The following is a 21,513-nucleotide window of genomic DNA, read 5'->3' as shown; positions in this document are numbered from 1 at the left end:
CTGGCTAATTTGATAATTGCCTCTGGCAGAGGGCGGTGAAGATATGGAATTAAATAACAGACAGGAAACGATTCTGCAAATAGTAAAAGATAACGGACCTATTACCGGGGACCAGATCGCTGAGAGATTGTCCCTGACAAGAGCGACATTACGTCCTGATCTTGCTATTTTGACAATGGCTGGTTACCTGGATGCAAGACCAAGAGTAGGTTATTTTTATACCGGTAAAACTGGCTCGCAGTTGCTGACTGAAAGAATAAAGAAATTAACAGTAAAAGATTTTCAATCTATGCCGGTGGTCGTTAACGAATCAGCTTCAGTTTATGATGCCATTGTGAATATGTTTTTAGAAGATGTAGGCACGTTGTTTGTTGTAGACGGACAATCCAGCCTTACCGGTATTCTTTCCAGGAAAGACCTGTTGAGGGCGAGTATGGGGAAGCAGGACTTAGAATCAGTACCGGTCAGTATCATTATGACGCGAATGCCCAATATCACCAGCTGCAGCCCTGACGATCTCCTGATTGATGTGGCAACCAAACTGATCAGTAAGCAAATAGACAGCGTTCCTGTTGTAAAGGAAGTAGAAAAGGAAGGCATTCAGAAACTTGAAGTCATCGGCAGGATTACAAAAACAAACATAACAAAAGCTTTTGTCAGTATCGCTAACGATGAAATTCAATAAAATTCAGCGGCCGGGAGAAGGGTGTGAATTATCCTGTGAGTGAAAAATCAATCGTATATGTTGTATCTGACTCCGTAGGTGAAACGGCAGAGTTAGTTGTCAGAGCTGCTGCCAGCCAGTTCAATGGCTCAAATACCGAGATCAGAAGAGTACCTTATGTAGAAGAAAAAGTTACTATCGATGAAGTGATTATACAGGCAGAAGAAAATAACGGGGTTATTGCTTTTACACTTGTTTTACCAGAGTTAATCGAACATCTGACAAGAAAAGCAGGGGAAAAAAATATACCTGTATATGATATTCTGAGCCCTATGATTAACTTGCTCCAGACAAGGGTGGACGAAGACCCAAGGAACGAGCCAGGTTTAGTTCATGCACTGGATGAGGAATATTTCAGGAAAGTAGAAGCGATTGAATTCGCGGTAAAATACGATGATGGACGGGATCCGCGGGGAGTGCTGAGAGCTGATGTTGTACTGGTGGGGGTTTCCAGAACATCCAAAACACCGCTGTCCCAGTATCTGGCCCATAAGCGCCTTAAAGTCGCGAATATCCCTCTTGTCCCTGAAGTAGAGCCACCTGATGAGCTTTTTGCAATCCCGAAAGAAAAAGTCATCGGATTGAATATAACAGCTGAGAAGTTAAACAGTATCAGGACAGAACGTCTGAAAGCACTGGGACTGAAAGCAGAAGCGAATTATGCTAATGTAAAGAGAATCCAGGAGGAGCTTGAATACTCCAAGAAAATTATGGAGCGAATCGGCTGTGATGTTATTGACGTTTCAAATAAAGCTGTGGAGGAAACAGCAAACCTTATTTATCACATGATTCAGAATAATAAAGAATGAGATATAAAAAACAGCACACTTCATATAATGAATTGTGCTGTTTTTTATTAGCTCTTTTTATGGTGGATGCTGATTTTTTATAAGTAGTTGAACTTATTTCATAATTCACGATTTTCAACTTTGACGAGGACATTATCTTAGTTACTTGGTTGTTCGATTTACGCTTCAGACGGACGCGTTCTGCGGGCACGGCTTCAACTAATTTCTGCCCGGCTGACGCCGTCAAAAATGGATTTTCAGCTCGCGCTTTTCCCGCAAGAGTCGCCGTCTTACGCTGTAATCGAAAAGTCATGTTCGGCTTTTGTTATATAAAGCCTATCGATGCAATTCATTCAGTTGTTTTTAGGTAAAAGCGCGAGACTGACTCTTCCTCTGCCAGATCAGCTACACAGAGCATACATCGAGCCAAATCGATGCATTTGCGGGGGAGCGATGCTCTTGCCGATCGGGAAAAGCAACGACCAACGCATCTTGAATTATTACGAGTTATCTCGACTGACACTGCTCCAGATCGATACTCTGAGACATGGAACCAGGCAACGCCCGAGGAAAGCGCGTGTCTTTTAAAGAATCAAGAGCATAATTTATTAATTTATAAGTGACTTCCATAATTCCATAAAAATTGTGAGCAAAATTATAGCGTATACCCAGTTGTTACTATATAATGAAATATTGTGATTTCATATATTTTTCATTGAAATTGGGCATAAAGAGAAGTAGAACAAATAAAATGTAAATGTCAAGACTTTTTCTCGTTTTTTTGGTAAAGATAGTAAATGAGTTTAAAATGAGTTTTATTCTGATAAGAAGAAGCGGGAAAGAAGGAATATCTAAAAGGATGTAGAATAGAAAGATATGCAAAAGAATAAACCAAAGATTTTTGTCGATGGAGATTCCTGCCCTGTTGTTCCCGAAGTTCTGAAAGCAGCGGAAAATTATAGGGCTGCTGTAGTATTTGTTTCTTCCTATGCTCATATCCGGAAAGGAGAATTTCCTGACTTTGTAGTTCAGCTGACAGTTGACCAGGATAAGGAAGCTGCTGACCTGAAGATTGCGAATGAAATAAACAAAGACGAGATCGCTGTGACTGATGATCTTGGGCTGTCCAGCCTGCTCCTCGGAAAAGGTGTAACTGTTCTCAATTCACGAGGCAGACAGGTCACAAATCAGCAAATCGATTATCTGCTTGACTCAAGGTACCAGTCAGCCAAACTCCGCCGGGCGGGGAAAAAGACAAAAGGTCCAAAAAAGCTTACTTCAGAAGACAGGGAAACTTTTATTAAAGAATTAGAAAAAGTTCTGTCAAATTGGCAGGAATTTTGACGGAGAGGGCGAAACTATATACGCCATCCTTATTGAAAAAACATTGAAGGCCAATGTTGATTTTTAAAGATTATGTTTGATGGTAGTGAAAAGGTGCGAGACGCCTTCGGGAATAGCATTAGGCGAAGATCCCGCAGGGCGGTTTTCCCGAGGAGCTGAGGCAATGCCCGAGGCAAGCAAGTACCTTGAAACGGAAATCAACAGCAAATTTTAACAAAGCCTACTGAAAAAAGGCTGGTGATTTAACATTGAGTCCACGAATTCCCGAAGAGAAAATCGAAGAAATCAGAAAATCCGTGGACATTGTGGATATTATCAGTGAATATGTTCAATTGAAAAAGCAAGGCAGAAACCTCACCGGTCTTTGCCCTTTTCATGGAGAGAAAACCCCTTCTTTTTCGGTATCACCTGATAAACAGCTCTATCACTGCTTTGGATGCGGAGCGGGAGGGAATGTCTTTTCTTTTCTTATGGAAACAGACGGCCTTTCCTTTAGTGAATCGGTCGCAAAGATTGCCCGAAGAGTGAATATATCGGTTCCGGAAGCAGAAGAGGCTGCAGGAAATTCAGGTAAAAAAGACGAGACGTTACAACCCTGGATTGAAGGCCATACGCTGGCTGCAAAATTATATCACCACATTCTTACAGCCACTGATGAAGGAAGGGATGCAAGGGAATACTTGCGAAAAAGAGGGTTTACGAGAGAGGCGATTGATACTTTTCAAATTGGATATGCTCCCGATTCATGGGATTTGCTGACTAATTTCCTAGAAAAGCGGAATTTTTCTCTAAAAGATATGGCTGAATCCGGTCTTCTGGCAGTTCGTGATTTTGACAAGAAATCATTTGACCGTTTCAGAGACAGAATAATGTTCCCAATATGGAATAAAAACGGGGAAGCAGTTGCCTTTGGCGGAAGGATACTTGGTGAAGGCAATCCTAAGTATTTGAACAGCCCTGAATCAGCTCTCTTTAAAAAAAGCGAGATTCTGTATAATTTTCATCAGGCGCGAAAGGCAATTAAAAAAAAGGGCGAGGCAGTGTTGTTTGAAGGTTACGTGGATGTTATCTCGGCATGGAGAGCGGGTATACAACATGGAGTGGCAGCCCTGGGCACTGCACTTACAGAAAATCACGCCAGAATGCTCCGGCGTAATGCTGATAAGGTGATCATCTGCTATGACGGCGATGATGCAGGCCAGAACGCGACATTTAAAAATGCTGTAATTCTTGAAGAGGCCGGACTTCAGGTCAGGGTGGCAAGGCTGCCGGAAGGTTATGACCCGGATGATTATATTCAGCAAAACGGGCCTGAGCAATTTAGCAGCCAGGTGATTTCACAAAGTATGACTTTAATGGCTTTTAAGTTCCAATATTTTCGCCGGGGCAGAAATCTGCTTGATGAAGGCGAAAGAATGGACTATATCCATACTGTACTAAAAGAAATCAGCCTGCTTGAGAGAGCGGTCGAGCGGGATCATTATATCCGTCAGCTTGCTGAGGAATTTAATATATCCCTTGAAGCGCTAAAGCAGGAACAGCACCAGATTTTTAAATCCCAGAAAAAGAAAGAAAAACGGGAAATCAGGTCAGCTGCAGGATCTTATGCGATGAAACCGCAAAAAAAATTAAAGCTGGCCCATGAAAATGCAGAACGGCTTCTGCTTGCCCATATGCTGCACAGTGACAGTGTGGCTGCCCAGGTGCAGGATCAGGTTGGCGGAACCTTTAATATAGATGAGTATCAGGCGATAGCCGCTCACCTGTACAGCTTTTACGGAGAAGGCCATTCTCCCGACCCGTCTCTGTTCATTGAACGGATGGAGGATGAAAAACTGAAAAGGATCACAACAGAACTTGCGATGATGACTATAAACACTGAAATGTCTGAGCAGGAACTGGACGATTATATAAAACAAATTAAGAAGTATCCAAAGCGCCTTGAAATCGAACAGCTGAAAACAGCAAGGAAAGAGGCTGAAGAAGCCGGAGATTTTAACAAAGCAGCCTCGATAGCTATGGATATAATTAAAATGGAGCAAGCGTTAAAAAAGATATAAAGCGAAAATTGTGGAAGTTGGCTTGAATTTCAGGAAGGAGGGGTCGCATGGCAGACAAACCATTGCGTCCGATGGCGGAAGGTGACATTACCATCGATCAGGTAAAAGAACAGTTAGTGGAACTGGGTAAAAAACGGGGGGTCTTATCTTATACCGATATTACCGAACGCCTTGCCGCTTTTGATCAGGATTCAGAACAAATGGATGAATTTTTTGAGTATCTTGGTGAGCAGGGAGTAGAGATTTTAAATGAAACAGAAGCTGTGCCAAGTCTCCAGCAAGTGGAAAAGGAAGAGGAAGAATTCGATCTGAACGATTTAAGTGTTCCTCCGGGAATTAAAATAAATGACCCTGTCCGTATGTATTTAAAAGAGATCGGGCGTGTGCCTTTATTATCTGCTACGGAAGAAATTGAACTTGCAAAGAAAATTGAAGACGGTGACGAAGAGGCTAAACGGCGTCTTGCGGAAGCCAATCTGCGTCTCGTTGTCAGTATCGCTAAAAGGTATGTGGGAAGAGGCATGCTTTTCCTTGATTTAATTCAGGAAGGGAATATGGGCCTGATTAAAGCAGTGGAAAAGTTTGATTATAATAAAGGATACAAATTCAGTACGTATGCTACATGGTGGATTCGCCAGGCAATAACCCGTGCGATTGCAGACCAGGCGAGAACGATCCGGATTCCGGTTCATATGGTTGAAACAATCAATAAGCTGATCAGGGTACAGCGGCAGCTGCTGCAGGATCTTGGGCGTGAACCAACACCTGAAGAGGTTTCGAAAGAAATGGATCTGACCCCTGATAAAGTGAGGGAGATCCTTAAAATTGCCCAGGAACCTGTTTCGCTTGAGACACCAATTGGAGAAGAAGACGATTCTCATCTTGGTGACTTTATTGAAGACCAGGAAGCTCTGGCTCCATCTGATGCAGCGGCTTATGAGCTGTTAAAAGAACAGCTGGAAGATGTTCTGGATACTCTTACAGACCGTGAAGAAAATGTGCTTCGCTTACGATTTGGTCTGGATGACGGCCGAACTCGTACACTCGAAGAAGTGGGGAAAGTATTCGGTGTAACAAGGGAACGAATCCGTCAAATCGAAGCAAAGGCGTTACGTAAGCTGCGGCACCCAAGCCGAAGCAAGCGCCTGAAAGACTTCCTGGAATAAAAATTCACGGGGCCTGTCATTTGTCAGGCTCCTTGTTTTTTTAGTTGTTAATAGTAACCCGGTCTTTTTTGTAAGCGCTGACATTGTTGTAACTTATTGTACTCATTTTCATCGGTTAATGCAAACTGATGAAAAAGCGCAGCTGATTAAAATATGTTTTTAATACTTGACTTTGGGGAACAGATTCAGTCAGGGCAACAGTATACAATGGAATGCAGCTGCTGAAAATACAGGTCCTTATTTTTTTCTTATGTTGCCAAAGATAGCTGTAGAACAAAAAAAGAATATAGATGCTTTTATCTTAGTAATCAATCGATGTAAAGGGTGCTGTGGAATGAAAATAATTGCCCATCGGGGGAATAAGCGTTACACACCTGAAAATACTATGGCAGCGTTTATATCTGCTGCAGAGTATTCAATAAATGGTATCGAACTGGATGTTCAGATTACGAGGGATCATATTCCTGTCGTTATTCATGACAGCAAAATAGACCGGACCACTGACGGAAAAGGAAATGTAAATTCGTTTACTTTTAAAGAACTGCGTAATTTTGATGCCGGAAGCTGGTTTGGCGAACAGTTTCGCGGAGAAAAAATTCCTTCCCTCGAGGAAGTATTATTGTGGGTAAAAGAGAAAAATATAACTATGCATGTAGAATTAAAAGAGCAGAAAGATAATTACGAGGCGTTTTTAGACAGCTGCCTTGCTGTAATACACGGTACCAGAACCGAGAAAAAGGTGGTTATCTCTACTTTTGCCCATTCTTACCTCCCGTATATTAAAGAACGTAACTCTTCTATTGAGACGGCGCTTCTGACGAAAACGCCAATTATTCGTATCAGCGGATACAGGAAAACTGTCAATGCGGATTCCATCCATATCAGGCATTCTTATTATTATGCTAAATTTTACAGATCATGGGTCAGAAACGGCCATACAGTAAGAACTTACAATGTTAACAGTACGAGAGAGGCGCTTCGCTGCCAGGCAGCGGGAGTGGACGGGATTATTTCAGATGATCCTAAATTGATGAGCGGGCTGCTAAAGTAAAAGGCTTTAATCGACAACAATTGACAACAAATAGCAATGCTTTTCGGATTTTCTTTATTTTACTTTTCTAAAAGAGGAATTTGAAGTACAATATACATTAGCTTGACTTCTTACAAGCTCACAACTTTTAAGCAACAGTAATTTCTTTAAGTCAGAAGGAGGTACATAGTTATGAAAGGGAAACCCCTTTATCCATTTGGTATCACAGCGGTACTGGGCATTGGTCTCATAATCATTCTTTCCTTTATCGGCCTTAATATTGGTGATGATATGGCTGGCGAGAACGGTGAGAACAATGAAGCTGCCGAGAACTTTGACAGCCCGTATGAACTAGGTGAACACGTATATATCGGGAACTGTGCCGCTTGCCACGGAGAAAACCTTGATGGAAATCCGGCTTTAACTGACGCTGCAGACAGATTTTCTCAGGAAGATATCGTGAATATCATTGCTGAAGGTCCAGGTGCAATGCCACCAGGCCTTGTATCAGGAGAAGAAGCAGAGGCAGTTGCGGAGTATCTTATTACAGAAACAGAATAAATACCAGGACAAAGAGAAGGATGTTTATCCTTCTTTTTTGCTATCTTAATTCATGAAATATCTCACAGGAACTCTTCTGAAGAAGGCATGAAGTGGAGCAATAAATATAAAGATATAAAGAGTACATAGGGAAAAGACAAACTTAAAACCAAAGGTGAATAAAATGGCCGAAATTAAACTATCAAAGAGACTGGAAAAAGTTGCTTCATTTGTTGATAAAGAAGCATATGTTGCCGATATTGGTTCGGATCACGCATATCTTCCTGTTTACCTTATTAAAAATGAAATTGCTAAAAAAGCGATCGCTGGAGAGGTAAATGAAGGCCCGCTGCAATCAGCCATTAAACAGGTTAAGAAGCACGGCCTGGAAAATAAGATTCAACCCCGGCTTGGAAGCGGGCTTTCTGTTATTAAAGGAGAGGCACCCGACACTGTAGTTATCGCAGGGATGGGTGGACCGCTTATAAGCCAGATCCTCGAAGAAGGCAAAGAGAATCTGGAGGCTGTCAGGAAGCTCATTTTACAGCCTAATGTAGCTGCTGATTCTGTACGCCGGTGGCTCATTGAAAATGAGTGGAAGCTTACGCAGGAAGCGATCATGGAAGAGGACGGGCATATCTATGAAATCCTTACAGCGGAAAAAGGTGATCCTCTTGCTCTGTACAGCGAAAATACTGAAAAAGAAATATGGCTCGGCCCGCTGCTGCTGAAAGAAAAGAATTCTGCTTTTAAAAAGAAGTGGAACAGGGAATTAAGACAGCTGGAGAATATTCGAATACAGCTTGATAAAGCTTCGGACTCGGGTGAACTTCTGGATAGAAAAAAGGAAGTTGAAAAAAAAGCTGGCTGGATAAAGGAGGAATTAACATGAAAATCGCAAACGGGCAGACATTGATCCAGGCTTTTGAAAGTTTTTCTCCTAAAGCATATGCTGTGGAAGGGGACAAAATAGGTCTGCAGATCGGTACACTAAATAAAAAGGTTAAAAAAGTAATGATTGCTCTTGATGTGATCGAACCAGTGGTTGACGAGGCTGTCGAAGCAGGAGTGGATTTAATTATCGCTCACCATCCAATTATTTTTAAGCCAATAAAAGCTTTACGTACCGATCAGACATACGGCCGGACTATTGAAAAACTGATAAAAAATGACATTACCGTTTATGCCGCCCATACTAATCTGGATGTAGCACCGGGGGGTGTTAATGATTTAATGGCAGAAGCTCTAGGCCTTGAAGAAACAGAAGTGCTGGCGGAAACTTTTGAGGACTCCCTTAAGAAGCTTGTCGTCTTTGTACCGGAAAACGAAGCTGGCAAAGTGAGGGGCGCACTGGGGAATGCAGGTGCAGGCTTTATTGGTAACTACAGCCATTGCTCTTTTAATACGAAGGGGACAGGTACGTTTAGGCCAGGTGAAGGAACAGATCCATTTATCGGCGAACAAGGGAAAATGGAATATGTGGATGAAGTGAAAATTGAAACAGTCTTTCCGGCTTCCATTGAAAAAAAGGTTATTCGCGCTGTAATTAATTCTCATCCATACGAAGAAGTGGCTTATGATATTTATGAGCTTGCTGTTCCGGGAGACAAGTATGGTCTGGGTCGCATTGGCCGTCTGAAGGAGGAAATGACCCTGAAGGAATTTGCCGGCCATGTAAAGGCTGCTTATGAAGTAGATGGGGTAAGAGTGACAGGAGATCTTGATAAACTGATAAAGAAAGTTGCCGTACTGGGCGGAGACGGGAATAAGTATGTTTCCGCAGCTCTTTTTAAAGGAGCGGATGCTTTTGTAACAGGGGACGTGTATTACCACGTTGCCCATGATGCGATGCTCGAAGGACTGGCTATGGTGGATCCTGGCCATAACGTCGAAAAAATAATGAAGGATGGAGTAAAGCGGATTCTTGATGGCTTTATAAAGGAAAACAACTATGAGACAGAAGTTATCAGCTCAAAAATAAATACAGATCCTTTTAAATTTTTATAAATATGAATGAATTTCATATAGGCTCAGAATAAAAAAAAGGCGAACACTACTTTTCGATTGCCGTCCGTCTGAAGTGTAAATCGAATAACACAATACTATTTTCAGAAAAAGTATGATCATCTTTAATTATGAAATTGGTTCATATATTAATATAACCAGCCAGATTATACTGGCTGGTTTTTTATTAATTCACCGCTTTTTTATCGGTGCTTTTCTTTTTTACTTTAGGGAGTATTTTTGTCAGCTTGACTGTGCTGGTGGCATCCCATGTATGCGGGTCGTCTTCATCAAATTGTTCAAGGAATTTAATGAGTTCCCTTGTGATCGGAGTAGGTGTACTTGCTCCTGCGGTAACCGCCACTTTATTAACACCTTTCAGCCATTCCAGATTGAGTTCGTTTAAATTTGCGATCCGGTATGCTTGTGTGCCGGCAATTTCTTTAGAAACCTGGGCAAGGCGGTTCGAGTTGTTGCTTTTAGGATCCCCGACAACAAGAAGGAGATCAGCCTCTTTGGCTTGTTCAGCGACTGCTTCCTGTCTTACCTGAGTCGCAAGGCAGATCTCGTTATGGACTTCAGCATGAGGATATTTTTTAATGGAGCTGTTAATCAGATGTGACACGTCCCACTGGCTCATTGTCGTCTGGTTTGTTACAAGGATTTTATCAGAGTTAATATTCAGCGCCCTTACATCCTCTTCTTTTTCTACGAGGTGAACGATATCGGGAGCTACTCCAACTGCTCCTTCCGGTTCAGGATGGCCTTTTTTGCCGATATAAATAATTTCATAGCCTTCCGCTTTTTTTTCGCGGATAAGGTCATGGGTTCTTGTAACATCGGGACAAGTAGCGTCAACGGTCGTAAGCCCTTTTTCCTTTGCGAGCTTCCTGACTTCCGGAGAAACTCCGTGAGCTGTAAAGATGACTGTTCCTTTATCGACTTTCTTTAATATTTCCAGCCTGTTCGGCCCGTCAAGGGTAGTAATTCCTTCTTCTGTGAATGCATCAGTTACATGTTTATTATGAACGATCATACCCAGTATATAGATCGGTCTTGGCAAATCAAGATTTTCCGCCGCCTGTCTGGCAAGTACCATGGCGTCAACGACACCGTAGCAGTAACCGCGGGGAGAAATTTTAATGACTTCCACTGTGATTCCTCCTAACAAAAACACTATTTATAATATAGGTCTATTATAAAGCTTTAAGATCTGATTTTACAATCCAGACAACAAAACAGTCTTTCGCAAGGATGCGAAAGACCACTTTTAAAGCTTAGTTAAACCTTAAAGTTGATTTCCGCAACAGGACGCTCGTTTGCCTCGGGCATTGCTTCAGCTACCTCGGAAGCCTTTTTGGCTTCCGAGGGGGTCTTCAGCTAATGCTATTCCCGAAGGCGCGTCTCGCCTCCTTATGCTACAATCAACACAGAATTATCTTTAACATAGCCTTTTTATACTATATCCAGAAGTCAGGCGCCTTTTGAATTGTCGCTTATGAATCTGTATGCCTCTTCTTCAGTAATGTTTTTAACGAGCATAAGTTCACTCACAATAAATTGTTTTGCGCGATCAAGGTTTTTGCGGTCCTCCATATGCAGGCCGTTTGTTCTCTCGCCTTCTTTTGATGTCAGGTTTGATATTACTGCTGCTGCATCGAGAATACATCCTGATTTCAATAGTGTTTCATTTTCTTTGGAGTATGGTCTCGCTGCATCCTTCTTGGAGGCATTATCTTCCGCCGGCTTCAATGCTGTAGCCAGTTCCTCTATTTCTTTAGTCTGTATAATTTTTCGAAGCCCTGATGAATCAATTCTGTTTTCCGGAAGCATTAATGTGACATGGTTAAGAGGAAAGTATACAACAAAGTAATTTAACTTTTGCCCTAAGATATCCTTTTCCTCAATATCCTGAATCGTTCCTGCTCCGTGGTAAGGGTAAACTACGTGATCACCGACATTAAACATGAGCATTCCTCCAAATACAATAGTATCTATATTGTATCATAAAATGAATTAAATTTAAAATTTTACTATGTAATCCCCTAATAGTCAATGAAAAACAGAGAAAAAACAGTGTCGAACTTCATAAAAAAAGAAAAGAAAAAGCAGGGAAATCCAGCCTGCAAACTACGGAGGCTGGATTAAATATAAAGTTTCGGCGCAGGAGAATTCCCGATACTCCTGTCTGGCTTCTTTGTATTTTTTTGAGGGCGTTTTCGGCTTTGTTTCTTTGCAGACATTCCTGTTTTTTTATTGCTTATGTCGTTTTTGCTTTTAGTGCTGGAAGTAACGCCTTCTTTTTTTTCTTTTACAGCAGCTTTCTTTTTTGCAGCGTTTTGTTTATTTTGCTTACTTTTTTTTCTGACATCACCTGACGCGTTTTTTTTCTTTGCTGGCGGTTTGCTTTTATTCTTATCTTCTCCGTCGTTTTTTTCTTTACTAACATCTTCATCTTCTGAATCATCTTCACCAGGATTCTCTAAAGTGTCTTCTTCCGCTTCTTCCTCGTCCGGCGCAGTTTCCTCTTCATTAATTTCTTCATCCTCTTCTTCTTCATCATCAGAAGAGCTCATGGAAGATAGCAGCTGAGGCAAAGATTTTACAAGAGGACCATATTGCTGGACCATTGGGGCAAATTGCTGTACAACCTGGATCGCCTTTTGGGTGTTCTCCACGAAACCCATCAATCCGGTTAATCCGCCGCCAGCTGCTCCTGCACTTCCAACTGCACTGGTAGCAGCTGAGCCTGCAGGTCCGGCAGCGCCCAATGAGGATCCGCCGCCTAATAAGCGGGATAGCAGCCCTGCCCCCTGTCCGGCCTGCTGCACAGGGGCCATTGTCTGAGGAAGCATAGAGGCCTGCGGGCCAAGGAAGGAACCACCGCCAAACAGTCCGCCTGGAGGAGCTGGGCCTGGAGGAAAGGGTCTTGGTCCGAACATGAGAAACATCCTTTCGATTTACAAGATCTCTCATGATAGGTATATGCAACAGTCAATAATATGTATGGGCAAAAACAAAATTATTAAAAAACAAACCTCACAGGAACAGCCAGTAGCTATATCTTCCCAATTCATGCTAAAATATATAATTAGTGCAATAATATGTACGGACGGGTTATTTATCCCGATGTAAGCGTCCGTAAACCCTCCGCCTCACAGACATAAGTGGAAGCATAGATATCCGGGCGGGAGATAACGGACGCTAACATCGGAATTGGTTCAGCTAACAGTCAGCGGGGGAAGTACACCTCGCTGATTGAAGTTTCACTTTATTGAAAAGGATGATGAAATAAGATGGAGCATAACTTTAATCGATTTGAATTGCAGCCATTTTTAATTCAAGCTTTAATGGAGCAAAACATAGACCTTCCTACGGAAATTCAGGAACGTTTAATTCCGGCTATTAAAAACGGCCTGGATGTGATCGGGCAATCTCAGACTGGAACCGGGAAGACATATGCATTTATGATTCCTGCAGTCCACAGAATAAACCCTGACAGAAAAGAGACACAGGCTGTCATTACAGCTCCAACAAGGGAGCTGGCAACTCAGCTTTATGATGAACTGACAAAACTCACCCGTTTTTCTGAGAAGGCAATCAGTTCACAATTAGTTACCGGAGGAACAGACAGACAAAGGATGATCGAAAAGCTGAAACATAAGCCTCATATTATTGTAGGCACACCTGGCCGTATTGCGGATATGATTGATGAGAAAGCACTCGATGTTTACCATGTGGATATGCTTGTAGTAGATGAAGCAGATCAGATGCTTGACATGGGATTCCTGGAAGATGTAGACCGGGCTGCCTCAAAAATGAAAAAGGAAGTTCAAATGATGGTTTTTTCCGCTACGATACCGGAAAAGCTGAAGCCGTTTCTCCGTAAATATATGAAAAATCCCCGTCAGGTGGAAGTGCAGCCGGAAAATGTGTCTCCTAAGCAGATTGAACACTGGCTTGTTCCTGACAGAGATAAGGACAGAAAACAGCTGTTAATACCGGTCCTGAAAAAGCTTAACCCGTTTCTGGCAGTGATTTTTACAAATACAAAAGAGACGGCTGACGAAGTGTTTGAAGCACTCCAGGCTGCAGGACTTAATGCAGACGTTCTCCATGGAGGAGTCAGTCCGAGGCAGCGGAAGAAAGTAATGAAACGCCTTCAGGATGCGGAAGTGCAGTACCTGGTGGCTACAGATCTTGTCGCCAGAGGGATCGATGTAAAAGGAATCAGCCATATTATCAACTACGAACTGCCTAAAGAGCTTGAGTATTATGTTCACCGGGTAGGAAGAACCGCCCGCGCAGGGTGGGATGGTATTGCCGTTACTTTTATTGGCCGGGAAGACCAGCTTCCTGTCAGTAAGCTTGAAAAACAGGGAATCAAATTTGTATATAAAGAGTTAAAGAAAGATGAATGGGTGGATCTGGAAAAGCGAAAGCGGCCCCAGCCGAAAAAGGAAACTGGAGAAGCAGCCAGAGCAGTAGCGAAACCCAAAAAAGTAAAACCAGGTTACAAAAAGAAAGCACGATTTAAACAGGAAAAGGAAGAAAGAAGAAAACGAAGAATTGAGCGGAACAACAAGAAGTAAAGTCTGTTTCGCCGGGGGAGGAAAAAGAAAAATGTTATTAGGTTCACATGTATCTATGAGCGGAAAGAAAATGCTCCTGGCAGCGAGTGAAGAGGCAGCTTCATACGGCGCAACAACATTTATGATATATACAGGAGCACCGCAGAATACGAGAAGAAAAGCGATTGAGGATTTGAACATTGAGCTTGGTCAGAAACATATGGGGGAAAATGGAATTTCACATATAGTGGTACATGCGCCATATATTATTAATATCGCTAACACGACAAAGAAAGAAACTTTCGAACTTGGAGTAAACTTCCTGAGAAGTGAAATTGACCGCACGGAAGCTCTCGGAGCTAAGCAGATTGTTCTGCACCCTGGCGCTCATGTTGGCGCAGGGGCTGATAAAGGGATTGAAAAAATAATTGAAGGCCTTAATGAGGTGCTTGACCCTGACCAGGATGTGCAAATTGCTCTCGAAACAATGGCAGGAAAGGGGTCAGAATGCGGCCGTTCTTTTGATGAAATCGCTAAAATAATCGATGGAGTCACACATAACGAAAAGCTATCCGTATGCTTTGATACGTGCCACGTTCATGATGCTGGCTATGATATAGTTAACAATCTGGACAATGTAGTAAAGGAGTTTGATGAAACGATAGGGCTTGACCGGCTTAAAGTTCTTCATATTAATGACAGTAAAAATGAAAGGGGCTCCCGCAAAGACCGCCATGAAAATCTTGGCTTCGGCCATATTGGTTTCGAGGCATTAGAGCGGATTCTCTATCATGAAGCTTTCAGCGATGTTCCTAAGATTCTTGAAACACCATATATAGGCACGGATAAGAAAAACAAAAAAGCCCCGTACAAACATGAAATTGAAATGATTCGCAACAGGGAATTTGATACTGCATTAAAAGACCGGTTACTGGAGCTTGTATAGTTTTAAGTTTAAGGCTTTGATAAAGGTTACTGTTAATTTTACTCGTTGTTGATTGCAGCAAGCGTGCCGAAGTGAAAATCAACGTTAAAGTTTAACAGAGCGAAATTTAAAACAGCTAATGAAAAAGCAAGGATGAAATTCAGCGTTTGGCTGGTTTCTCCTTGCTTTTTCCTTTTTTCTTAGTCCAGAGAGTAATCAAGATAAGCCTCATAAGGCTTTAACAGTTTTCTTGCCTTTTTATATAAGGAAGGATCCAGCTGTTTTAACCGTCTGTTCACTTTTAAAACCGTATTTTTATTCCCGATGTCAAAAGGTTGTTCCTGCAAAACAGCGAATATTTCTTTTGCCTGCTTTACTGTAATGTTTATATTGTTTTCCCTTGCAAGTCTGATAATTTCTTTTACTGTAAGTTCTCTTATTTTCTGATTAACAATTTTGCGAATAACCGGATTCAATAAAGTTCCCCCTCCCGGTAAAATTTATTCTCCTGCAATCTGGGCATCCACTTTATAAATATGGGAAAACAAAAAAAATGTTACACAATCCCCCTATGAGACAGAAATAAAAAGCTGCTTTTATCCCTTCTTATTGAAAAATTCAATGAAGAGTTTTATAATGGAATAAAGGGGAGTTTTGCCTTAGACCAACTTTTTGATTCGAGGGAAAAATTTTCGAATTTACGCACAATCATTGAGCTTGCGACATATATTAAACACGATCAATTATTAAAAGTCTGAGATATTAATTTGAGGCTTGCAGTATCAGGTCCTGTCTGCGCTGGGAGGCTTTGACAGCACCGTCTGAGTGAAATTTGCAGAGATAAATTAAACATGAATAGCATGATGAGAGAGTTTGAACAGGGAGGAGTGAATAAACAGTGAATAACCCAGGTACTATTAAGGTAAAAAATCTTTCGGTAAATTATCACGGAAACACGGCCTTAAAAAATGTAAGCTTTTCAGTAGATGAGGGCTCTATTGTCGGAGTGATCGGGCCTAACGGAGCGGGAAAATCAACGCTAATGAAGGCGATGCTTGGGCTGGAGAGAAGCAGCGGATCCGTCAGTTTTTTCGGAAAACCTGTAAAAAGTATGAGGAAGAATATAGCGTATGTGCCACAGAGGAGTATGATTGACTGGGATTTCCCTGTCCGGGTGGAAGATGTGGTGCTGATGGGCAGGTATATGCATATTCCATGGTATAAATTAGCAAGCAGGAAAGATAAAGCTAAAGCAGCAGAAGCTTTGAGGAAGGTCGGAATGGAAGAATTTTCTGGACGGCAGATAGGTGAACTTTCAGGCGGCCAGCAGCAGCGTGTCTTCATCGCACGAGCACTCACCCAAAACGCCGACTTATTTTTCCTTGATGAACCATTTGTAGGTATCGATGTAAAGTCTGAGGAGATCATTATCAATCTTCTGAGAAGCTTAAGCAGTGAAGGAAAAACTATTTTTGTCATTCATCATGACTTAAGCAAGGTAGAGAAGTATTTTGATCAGCTCGTCCTTCTTAATCAGGAATTAATTCATGCAGGAAAAGTTGACGAAGTATACTCTTCTTCAAATATACAGAGAGCTTACAAAGGTAACACAGCGGTAATTAAAGAGGGTAAAGAGATGGTGGTGGTGAACCCTTGATCGATCAGATTCTACTGTTTATTGACCAGCTGATTCGCTACCCTTATCTGCAGAATGCATTATTCGCTGCTATTCTTGTGGGCGTGATTTGCGGTGTAATCGGCTGCTTTATTATTTTAAGAGGGATGGCCTTAATGGGAGATGCTATATCTCATGCTGTTCTTCCAGGAGTGGTAATCGCTTATATGCTTGGAGCAAGCTTCTTCATTGGTGCGGTTATCACAGGGGTATTGACTGCTCTGTCGATAGGTTATATTACCAGGAACAGCAAGGTTAAGGAAGACTCAGCGATTGGAATAATGTTCACCGCCATGTTTGCTCTGGGGATCGCTATGATCACTGGGCTTCAGGGAACGAGTGTTGATTTATGGCATATTCTGTTCGGTAATGTCCTGGCTGTTTCAAGGGCTGATTTATGGATTACTTTAGGCATCGGCATATTTGTCATTTTGATGGTGATATTATTTTACCGCCCGTTATTATTAAGTACTTTTGATGAAACAATGGCAAAAGCAAGCGGGCTTCCTGTAAGATTTATTCATTACATGCTTATGCTGCTTTTGTCTCTCGTAACAGTTGCATCTCTGCAGACTGTTGGTATAATTCTCGTTGTAGCTATGCTGATTACGCCAGGGGCAACAGCATATCTCCTTACTGAAAGATTTTCTGTCATGCTTGTACTTTCGGCTGTTACAGGAGTGATTTCAGCCGTTTCCGGGCTGTTTTTCTCAGTTATTTATGATATATCATCCGGAGCGGCGATTGTCCTTGTAGCTTCGGTCCTTTTCGCGGCAGCATTCTTTTTCTCACCAAAACAAGGTATTATCCCCAGGTATTTCAGGTCTGTGCAGCATAGCAGTTAAAGCTGAGCAGCAAGGACTTGGACAGCTAATGGAATAAAAAACCGCCTGGCCGCATGTTTTGTTTTTATATAAACGGGTAAATGGGTAATCGTGTAAAGCGATTGCCCTTTTTTATTTCTTCAAACTTGTTTAGGGAGAATATGAAAGGCTTACATGTAAGGCCGAATGGGTCTTACAGTGGACGGAGGAGGAAAAGACTTGAAAACGACGGTCTATTTACTGTCATTTATTTTAGTAGTTATAGGTATATATTCTTTCCAGCTCGGAAATAACTACGCTGAATTGCAGGATGAGCTGGAAATAATAGAAGTGAAGAAAGAAGATCTGAAAGCGGAAACTAAACATGCACTGGAAATAGAAAGAATTAAAGGATACGCAAGGTCCCTTCCCGAGGAATATAAGCAGGCAGGGTATGATGCCTGGATGAATGCTAAATATGTTGCGGAATATCTCTATGAGGAAAGCGAGGGAAGGTTCCGGCAGGACTGGGGAACCTTTATGGCATTAGAAGCGGAAAGAAGGGGCATTGACCCACTCATCGTGTATGAGCTTCTGAAGGTTGAAACTGGAGGCACCTTTGACCCTGAAGCGGTGGGGCCGGAAACTAAATATGGACATGCATATGGGATGGCCCAGTTTATGGAAAATACTGGCCCCTGGATAGCTGACATGGCTGGCCTTCACTATGAGCATGAAATGTTGTTTGACCCATATTACTCCATTCAGCTCTCTGTTGTGTACCTTGACTTTTTATATGATCAGTTTGGAGACTGGGATCATGCGTTAACAGCGTACCATCGAGGCATCTACGGAATGAAAGAATACATCGAAAAAAATGGTAATGCGAAAAGCTGGTATGCTGTGGAAATTCAGGAGAACGCCAAAGATAACTCCCTTGTTGTAACTGGAAGCGGTTCATAGAAGTCAAAGTGGACAGATAAACCATGATCCCTGGCCAGCGCATTTTCCAGCAGTATTATCCGGATATGCGCTGCTTTTTTTATGCTCTTTAACCCAGGTCGCTGGCCAGTTCCTCAAACATAATGCCCTCTCTAAGCCCATTTTCACTGATGATGAAAGAATGCCCCCCTGAGCAGTTAACAAGCTCCTCGAAAACCGTTAAAGCAGGAACAATCGCGGCAGCTCTTTTTTTTGGCAGCCCTTTTATTTTTCTCCGTTCTTTTAAGGAAAGAGGGAGAAGCAGAGCATTCAGCTGCTGAATCTCAGTTATTGATAGAGTGCATAAATGGAGCCCGGGAACTGACTCCAGTCTGTTCTTTATTAATATTTTCCCGGCTGCTTTTGCGCTCCCACCTATTCCGACTACAGGAAGGTTAATATCTTTAAGCCATGAAAGCTGGTAAAATTGTTCCATGATCCAGTTCCTCATCTCCACGATGTTTGTTTCCCCTGAAATAGTGCATGTGAATTTTTGCTGTAAGGTCAAGGTGCCGAAAGGAAAGCTGTGGAAATGGAAAAATTCCCCCCTCTTCATTAAACTGACTTCTGTACTTCCCCCTCCAAGATCGGCAATAATGCAATCTCTCACGGGAACAGAATGTTTAACTGCTAAGTAACCATAATAAGCTTCCGATCTTTCATTCAGTACCTCAAAAGGTAGCTCAATAAGCTCTTCGGCTGCTGCTTTAATTTCTTTCCAGTTCCGGGCATTACGTACTGCTGCAGTTGCTGTTATTCTTAAAACAGCAAGATTGGCCTTTAAAGCAGTGCCCGCTAGCTCCTTAAGGCTTTTCAGCAGCACAGAAATGCCTTCCTCTGTTATCATTCCGTTATTGTTTATATAACTTCCCATTTTTGCATTAACCGTATATTTTTCTGTCAGCAAAAAACGTTCTTCGTCTTTTGCACGAAATATAACAAGCTTTATTGAATTGGAGCCTGCATCTATTACTCCAATATTTTTATGGTGCATATTTTTCACCTCTGGCATATTTCAAGAACACAAGCAGAACATAATACAACTATGGTTTAATAGTACACTATACTTCCAAAAATAAAACAGCAAGCCTGTTTATTTACAAAAGGAAAGCTGTAAGTTATACTACGATGAGATAATAAATCGTAATCATTCTTATTGTAGTAAAAGTGGTTCTTAATCCGGACAGAAATGGGCCACTGATAAATAAAAAACGGAGGAACAAATGGAGAGAAAGAAAGAAAGACCGTACGTTTTGGAAATTGAAAATTTATCCTATTCCTATGGGCGCCGTAACGCTATTGAAAATATTAATCTGAAGATAGATGAAGGTTCATTTTTAGGCTTGGTAGGACCTAATGGATCCGGAAAATCCACATTAATTAAAAGTATTCTCGGTTTACTTACCCCGCAGAAGGGGTCGGTTAAAATCTTTGGAAAACCATTAAATAAGTTCAGAGACTGGAGCCGGATCGGTTTTGTATCACAAAAAGCAAACAGTTTTAACAGTGGTTTTCCCGCTACTGTTTATGAAGTTGTTTCCATGGGTCTATACGGGAAAATAGGAATGTTCCGTTTCCTTACTAAAAAACATAAAGAAAAAATAATCGAAGCGATAGAACAGGTAGGGATGGAAGATTATATTAACCAGAATATCGGTCAGCTCTCCGGCGGCCAGCAGCAGCGTGTCTTTATTGCCCGGGCACTGGTCAGCGAGCCAAGCCTGCTTATTCTGGATGAGCCTACAGTAGGGGTGGATGCCCGCTCCGTGAATAACTTTTATACAATGCTTAAACAGCTTAATGAGGAAAAGGGAATCACACTCATACTTGTCACACATGATATTGGAGCTATGTCAGAGTATGTTACAGATGTAGCCTGTATAAATAAGTTCTTACATTTCCATGGTGGAGCACAGGAGTTTGAGTTCCAGCAGGAGGAAATGATGTCTGCACTGTATGGACATGACGTGCAGGTTCTAACTCACAATCATGACCACCACCATCACCACGAGTATGATGGAGGCGCTCCTCAATGATTCAGGTTTTCTTTCAGTATGACTTTTTAACCTATTCCTTATATACAGGTCTGATGATTGGCTTTATGGCACCTTTTCTGGGTGTTTTTCTCGTTGTCAGACGTCTTTCTCTTATATCTGATGCTCTTTCACATATAACATTGTCAGGTATTGCATTCAGTCTTCTGCTTGGAAGGTATTATCCTTTTTTTGCCGGATTGAATCCATTATACATGGGCATGGCCTTTTCAGTTGGCGGTGCGCTATTTATTGAAAGGCTCCGCAATGTATACAGATATTATAAGGAGCTGGCAATACCTGTAATTATGTCTGCTGGTATCGGTGCAGGTGTGGTTTTTATATCTCTCGCAGACGGTTTTAACAATGATTTGTTTAATTATTTATTTGGAAGTGTGATTGCCATACGTCAGTCAGACTTCCAGTTAATCGGTATACTGACAATAGTAGTCAGCATTATGATAATACTTTTTTATAAAGAATGGTTTTTTCTTAGTTTTGATGAAGATCAGGCGGTTGTTTCAGGCATACCTAAACGTGTGCTTCACACTTTGTTTATTGTCATGGTCGCTCTTGTTATTGCCGCTTCCATGAGGGTTGTTGGAATCCTTCTTGTATCATCATTAATGACACTTCCTGTTGCTGCAGCAATACGATGGGCCAGAGGTTTCAGGCAAATGTTTGTTTATGCGGTAATCTTCGGAGAAATATCTGTAGTCACAGGGCTTGTGAGCGCTTTTCATCTGGATGTGGCTCCAGGGGGAATGATCGTTATGGTAAATATTCTTATCCTTCTTATTTCGCTTGCTTTAACGAAGGGAAAGCAAGGATAAAGCGGGAATGTAAAAATAATTAACACAGGTGGTAAA

The 21,513-nt window shown here is 41.8% G+C and carries 22 protein-coding genes; 16 read left to right on the top strand and 6 right to left on the bottom strand.

All coding sequences use genetic code 11. The annotated features are described in order from the left end of the window. The first annotated feature begins 43 nt into the window (after nt 1-43). Both ccpN and BK582_RS22685 read left to right on the top strand, forming a co-directional pair. A complete protein-coding gene (ccpN, locus tag BK582_RS22690; protein WP_078597208.1) occupies nt 44-685 on the top strand; it encodes a transcriptional regulator CcpN in 642 nt (213 codons plus the stop codon). A gap of 23 nt (nt 686-708) precedes the next feature. Next, the gene (locus BK582_RS22685) at nt 709-1,533 is read left to right on the top strand and encodes a pyruvate, water dikinase regulatory protein (protein ID WP_236939246.1); all 825 of its coding nucleotides are present in this window, start codon (nt 709-711) and stop codon (nt 1,531-1,533) included. Here the strand turns inward: BK582_RS22685 and BK582_RS27725 are convergent. After that, complete coding sequence (locus BK582_RS27725; protein WP_139368288.1) at nt 1,499-1,825, bottom strand: hypothetical protein; 327 nt, start codon at nt 1,823-1,825, stop codon at nt 1,499-1,501. The genes BK582_RS22685 and BK582_RS27725 overlap by 35 nt on opposite strands. A gap of 563 nt (nt 1,826-2,388) precedes the next feature. Here BK582_RS27725 and BK582_RS22680 point away from each other — a divergent pair. From BK582_RS22680 to BK582_RS22650, 7 genes are all read left to right on the top strand, one after another. Next, nucleotides 2,389-2,856 (top strand): DUF188 domain-containing protein, encoded by a 468-nt coding sequence (locus BK582_RS22680; protein ID WP_139368287.1) that lies wholly within the window; start codon nt 2,389-2,391, stop codon nt 2,854-2,856. 248 nt (nt 2,857-3,104) lie between these two features. Continuing rightward, a complete protein-coding gene (gene dnaG, locus BK582_RS22675; protein WP_078597207.1) occupies nt 3,105-4,916 on the top strand; it encodes a DNA primase in 1,812 nt (603 codons plus the stop codon). Nucleotides 4,917-4,963: 47 nt separating this feature from the next. After that, nucleotides 4,964-6,082, top strand: coding sequence for an RNA polymerase sigma factor RpoD (gene rpoD, locus BK582_RS22670; protein ID WP_078597206.1), 1,119 nt, complete (start codon nt 4,964-4,966; stop codon nt 6,080-6,082). 334 nt (nt 6,083-6,416) lie between these two features. Then, nucleotides 6,417-7,133 carry a glycerophosphodiester phosphodiesterase gene (locus BK582_RS22665; protein ID WP_078597205.1) on the top strand — a complete coding sequence of 239 codons (717 nt, stop codon included), beginning with the start codon at nt 6,417-6,419 and terminating at the stop codon, nt 7,131-7,133. Between the two features lie 171 nt (nt 7,134-7,304). Further along, nucleotides 7,305-7,673, top strand: a complete 369-nt coding sequence (locus BK582_RS22660) for a c-type cytochrome (protein ID WP_078597204.1) — start codon at nt 7,305-7,307, stop codon at nt 7,671-7,673. A gap of 163 nt (nt 7,674-7,836) precedes the next feature. After that, complete coding sequence (locus BK582_RS22655; protein ID WP_078597203.1) at nt 7,837-8,544, top strand: tRNA (adenine(22)-N(1))-methyltransferase; 708 nt, start codon at nt 7,837-7,839, stop codon at nt 8,542-8,544. Beyond that, nucleotides 8,541-9,659: a Nif3-like dinuclear metal center hexameric protein gene (locus tag BK582_RS22650; protein ID WP_078597202.1), complete on the top strand. Its 1,119-nt coding sequence runs from the start codon at nt 8,541-8,543 to the stop codon at nt 9,657-9,659. The genes BK582_RS22655 and BK582_RS22650 overlap by 4 nt, the downstream gene beginning before the upstream one ends. A gap of 184 nt (nt 9,660-9,843) precedes the next feature. Here the strand turns inward: BK582_RS22650 and BK582_RS22645 are convergent, their stop codons facing one another. The 3 genes from BK582_RS22645 to vrrA all read right to left on the bottom strand — a co-directional run bounded on the left by BK582_RS22645 (nt 9,844) and on the right by vrrA (nt 12,598). Next, the gene (locus tag BK582_RS22645) at nt 9,844-10,809 is read right to left on the bottom strand and encodes a 4-hydroxy-3-methylbut-2-enyl diphosphate reductase (RefSeq protein WP_078597201.1); all 966 of its coding nucleotides are present in this window, start codon (nt 10,807-10,809) and stop codon (nt 9,844-9,846) included. A 320-nt stretch (nt 10,810-11,129) separates the two neighbouring features. Continuing rightward, nucleotides 11,130-11,624 carry a CarD family transcriptional regulator gene (locus BK582_RS22640; protein WP_078597200.1) on the bottom strand — a complete coding sequence of 165 codons (495 nt, stop codon included), beginning with the start codon at nt 11,622-11,624 and terminating at the stop codon, nt 11,130-11,132. A gap of 176 nt (nt 11,625-11,800) precedes the next feature. Further along, nucleotides 11,801-12,598: a VrrA/YqfQ family protein gene (vrrA, locus tag BK582_RS22635; RefSeq protein ID WP_169911222.1), complete on the bottom strand. Its 798-nt coding sequence runs from the start codon at nt 12,596-12,598 to the stop codon at nt 11,801-11,803. A 354-nt stretch (nt 12,599-12,952) separates the two neighbouring features. Between vrrA and BK582_RS22630 the strand changes: the two genes are divergently transcribed. Both BK582_RS22630 and BK582_RS22625 read left to right on the top strand, forming a co-directional pair. After that, the gene (locus BK582_RS22630) at nt 12,953-14,248 is read left to right on the top strand and encodes a DEAD/DEAH box helicase (protein WP_078597198.1); all 1,296 of its coding nucleotides are present in this window, start codon (nt 12,953-12,955) and stop codon (nt 14,246-14,248) included. Between the two features lie 31 nt (nt 14,249-14,279). Continuing rightward, complete coding sequence (locus BK582_RS22625) at nt 14,280-15,173, top strand: deoxyribonuclease IV (RefSeq protein WP_078597197.1); 894 nt, start codon at nt 14,280-14,282, stop codon at nt 15,171-15,173. A 179-nt stretch (nt 15,174-15,352) separates the two neighbouring features. On the opposite strand, the gene BK582_RS22620 is transcribed toward BK582_RS22625, so the two are convergent. Continuing rightward, on the bottom strand, nt 15,353-15,628 hold the full coding sequence (locus BK582_RS22620) for a DUF2624 family protein (protein WP_167553250.1): 276 nt from the start codon (nt 15,626-15,628) through the stop codon (nt 15,353-15,355). Nucleotides 15,629-16,050: 422 nt separating this feature from the next. Between BK582_RS22620 and BK582_RS22615 the strand changes: the two genes are divergently transcribed. From BK582_RS22615 to BK582_RS22605, 3 genes are all read left to right on the top strand, one after another. After that, nucleotides 16,051-16,809, top strand: coding sequence for a metal ABC transporter ATP-binding protein (locus BK582_RS22615; RefSeq protein WP_078597195.1), 759 nt, complete (start codon nt 16,051-16,053; stop codon nt 16,807-16,809). Then, a complete protein-coding gene (locus BK582_RS22610; protein ID WP_078598245.1) occupies nt 16,809-17,672 on the top strand; it encodes a metal ABC transporter permease in 864 nt (287 codons plus the stop codon). Before BK582_RS22615 ends, BK582_RS22610 begins: the two co-directional genes overlap by 1 nt. 198 nt (nt 17,673-17,870) lie before the next feature. Next, the gene (locus tag BK582_RS22605; protein WP_244895465.1) at nt 17,871-18,593 is read left to right on the top strand and encodes a lytic transglycosylase domain-containing protein; all 723 of its coding nucleotides are present in this window, start codon (nt 17,871-17,873) and stop codon (nt 18,591-18,593) included. Between the two features lie 88 nt (nt 18,594-18,681). Here BK582_RS22605 and BK582_RS22600 read toward each other — a convergent pair whose 3' ends face one another. Beyond that, nucleotides 18,682-19,605: a Ppx/GppA phosphatase family protein gene (locus tag BK582_RS22600; RefSeq protein ID WP_167553249.1), complete on the bottom strand. Its 924-nt coding sequence runs from the start codon at nt 19,603-19,605 to the stop codon at nt 18,682-18,684. 229 nt (nt 19,606-19,834) lie between these two features. Here BK582_RS22600 and BK582_RS22595 point away from each other — a divergent pair, with 229 nt between their 5' ends. Both BK582_RS22595 and BK582_RS22590 read left to right on the top strand, forming a co-directional pair. Beyond that, nucleotides 19,835-20,647, top strand: a complete 813-nt coding sequence (locus tag BK582_RS22595) for a metal ABC transporter ATP-binding protein (RefSeq protein WP_078597192.1) — start codon at nt 19,835-19,837, stop codon at nt 20,645-20,647. Beyond that, a complete protein-coding gene (locus tag BK582_RS22590; RefSeq protein ID WP_078597191.1) occupies nt 20,644-21,477 on the top strand; it encodes a metal ABC transporter permease in 834 nt (277 codons plus the stop codon). The genes BK582_RS22595 and BK582_RS22590 overlap by 4 nt, the downstream gene beginning before the upstream one ends. Nucleotides 21,478-21,513 lie beyond the last annotated feature (36 nt).

This window comes from Evansella clarkii (assembly GCF_002019695.1).
GTDB classification, from domain to species: domain Bacteria; phylum Bacillota; class Bacilli; order Bacillales; family Salisediminibacteriaceae; genus Evansella; species Evansella clarkii.
Note: the sequence above shows the minus strand (reverse complement) of the source record. Positions and strands in the feature narration are given on the sequence as shown.

What these genes read in the sequence shown, in the direction of transcription:
- ccpN (WP_078597208.1), top strand. Translation starts at nt 44, where the DNA reads ATGGAATTAAATAACAGACAGGAAACGATTCTGCAAATAGTAAAAGAT.
- BK582_RS27725 (WP_139368288.1), bottom strand. Translation starts at nt 1,825, where the DNA reads ATGACTTTTCGATTACAGCGTAAGACGGCGACTCTTGCGGGAAAAGCG.
- BK582_RS22680 (WP_139368287.1), top strand. Translation starts at nt 2,389, where the DNA reads ATGCAAAAGAATAAACCAAAGATTTTTGTCGATGGAGATTCCTGCCCT.
- rpoD (WP_078597206.1), top strand. Translation starts at nt 4,964, where the DNA reads ATGGCAGACAAACCATTGCGTCCGATGGCGGAAGGTGACATTACCATC.
- BK582_RS22665 (WP_078597205.1), top strand. Translation starts at nt 6,417, where the DNA reads ATGAAAATAATTGCCCATCGGGGGAATAAGCGTTACACACCTGAAAAT.
- BK582_RS22660 (WP_078597204.1), top strand. Translation starts at nt 7,305, where the DNA reads ATGAAAGGGAAACCCCTTTATCCATTTGGTATCACAGCGGTACTGGGC.
- BK582_RS22655 (WP_078597203.1), top strand. Translation starts at nt 7,837, where the DNA reads ATGGCCGAAATTAAACTATCAAAGAGACTGGAAAAAGTTGCTTCATTT.
- BK582_RS22650 (WP_078597202.1), top strand. Translation starts at nt 8,541, where the DNA reads ATGAAAATCGCAAACGGGCAGACATTGATCCAGGCTTTTGAAAGTTTT.
- BK582_RS22640 (WP_078597200.1), bottom strand. Translation starts at nt 11,624, where the DNA reads ATGTTTAATGTCGGTGATCACGTAGTTTACCCTTACCACGGAGCAGGA.
- vrrA (WP_169911222.1), bottom strand. Translation starts at nt 12,598, where the DNA reads ATGTTCGGACCAAGACCCTTTCCTCCAGGCCCAGCTCCTCCAGGCGGA.
- BK582_RS22630 (WP_078597198.1), top strand. Translation starts at nt 12,953, where the DNA reads ATGGAGCATAACTTTAATCGATTTGAATTGCAGCCATTTTTAATTCAA.
- BK582_RS22625 (WP_078597197.1), top strand. Translation starts at nt 14,280, where the DNA reads ATGTTATTAGGTTCACATGTATCTATGAGCGGAAAGAAAATGCTCCTG.
- BK582_RS22600 (WP_167553249.1), bottom strand. Translation starts at nt 19,605, where the DNA reads ATGCACCATAAAAATATTGGAGTAATAGATGCAGGCTCCAATTCAATA.
- BK582_RS22595 (WP_078597192.1), top strand. Translation starts at nt 19,835, where the DNA reads ATGGAGAGAAAGAAAGAAAGACCGTACGTTTTGGAAATTGAAAATTTA.
- BK582_RS22590 (WP_078597191.1), top strand. Translation starts at nt 20,644, where the DNA reads ATGATTCAGGTTTTCTTTCAGTATGACTTTTTAACCTATTCCTTATAT.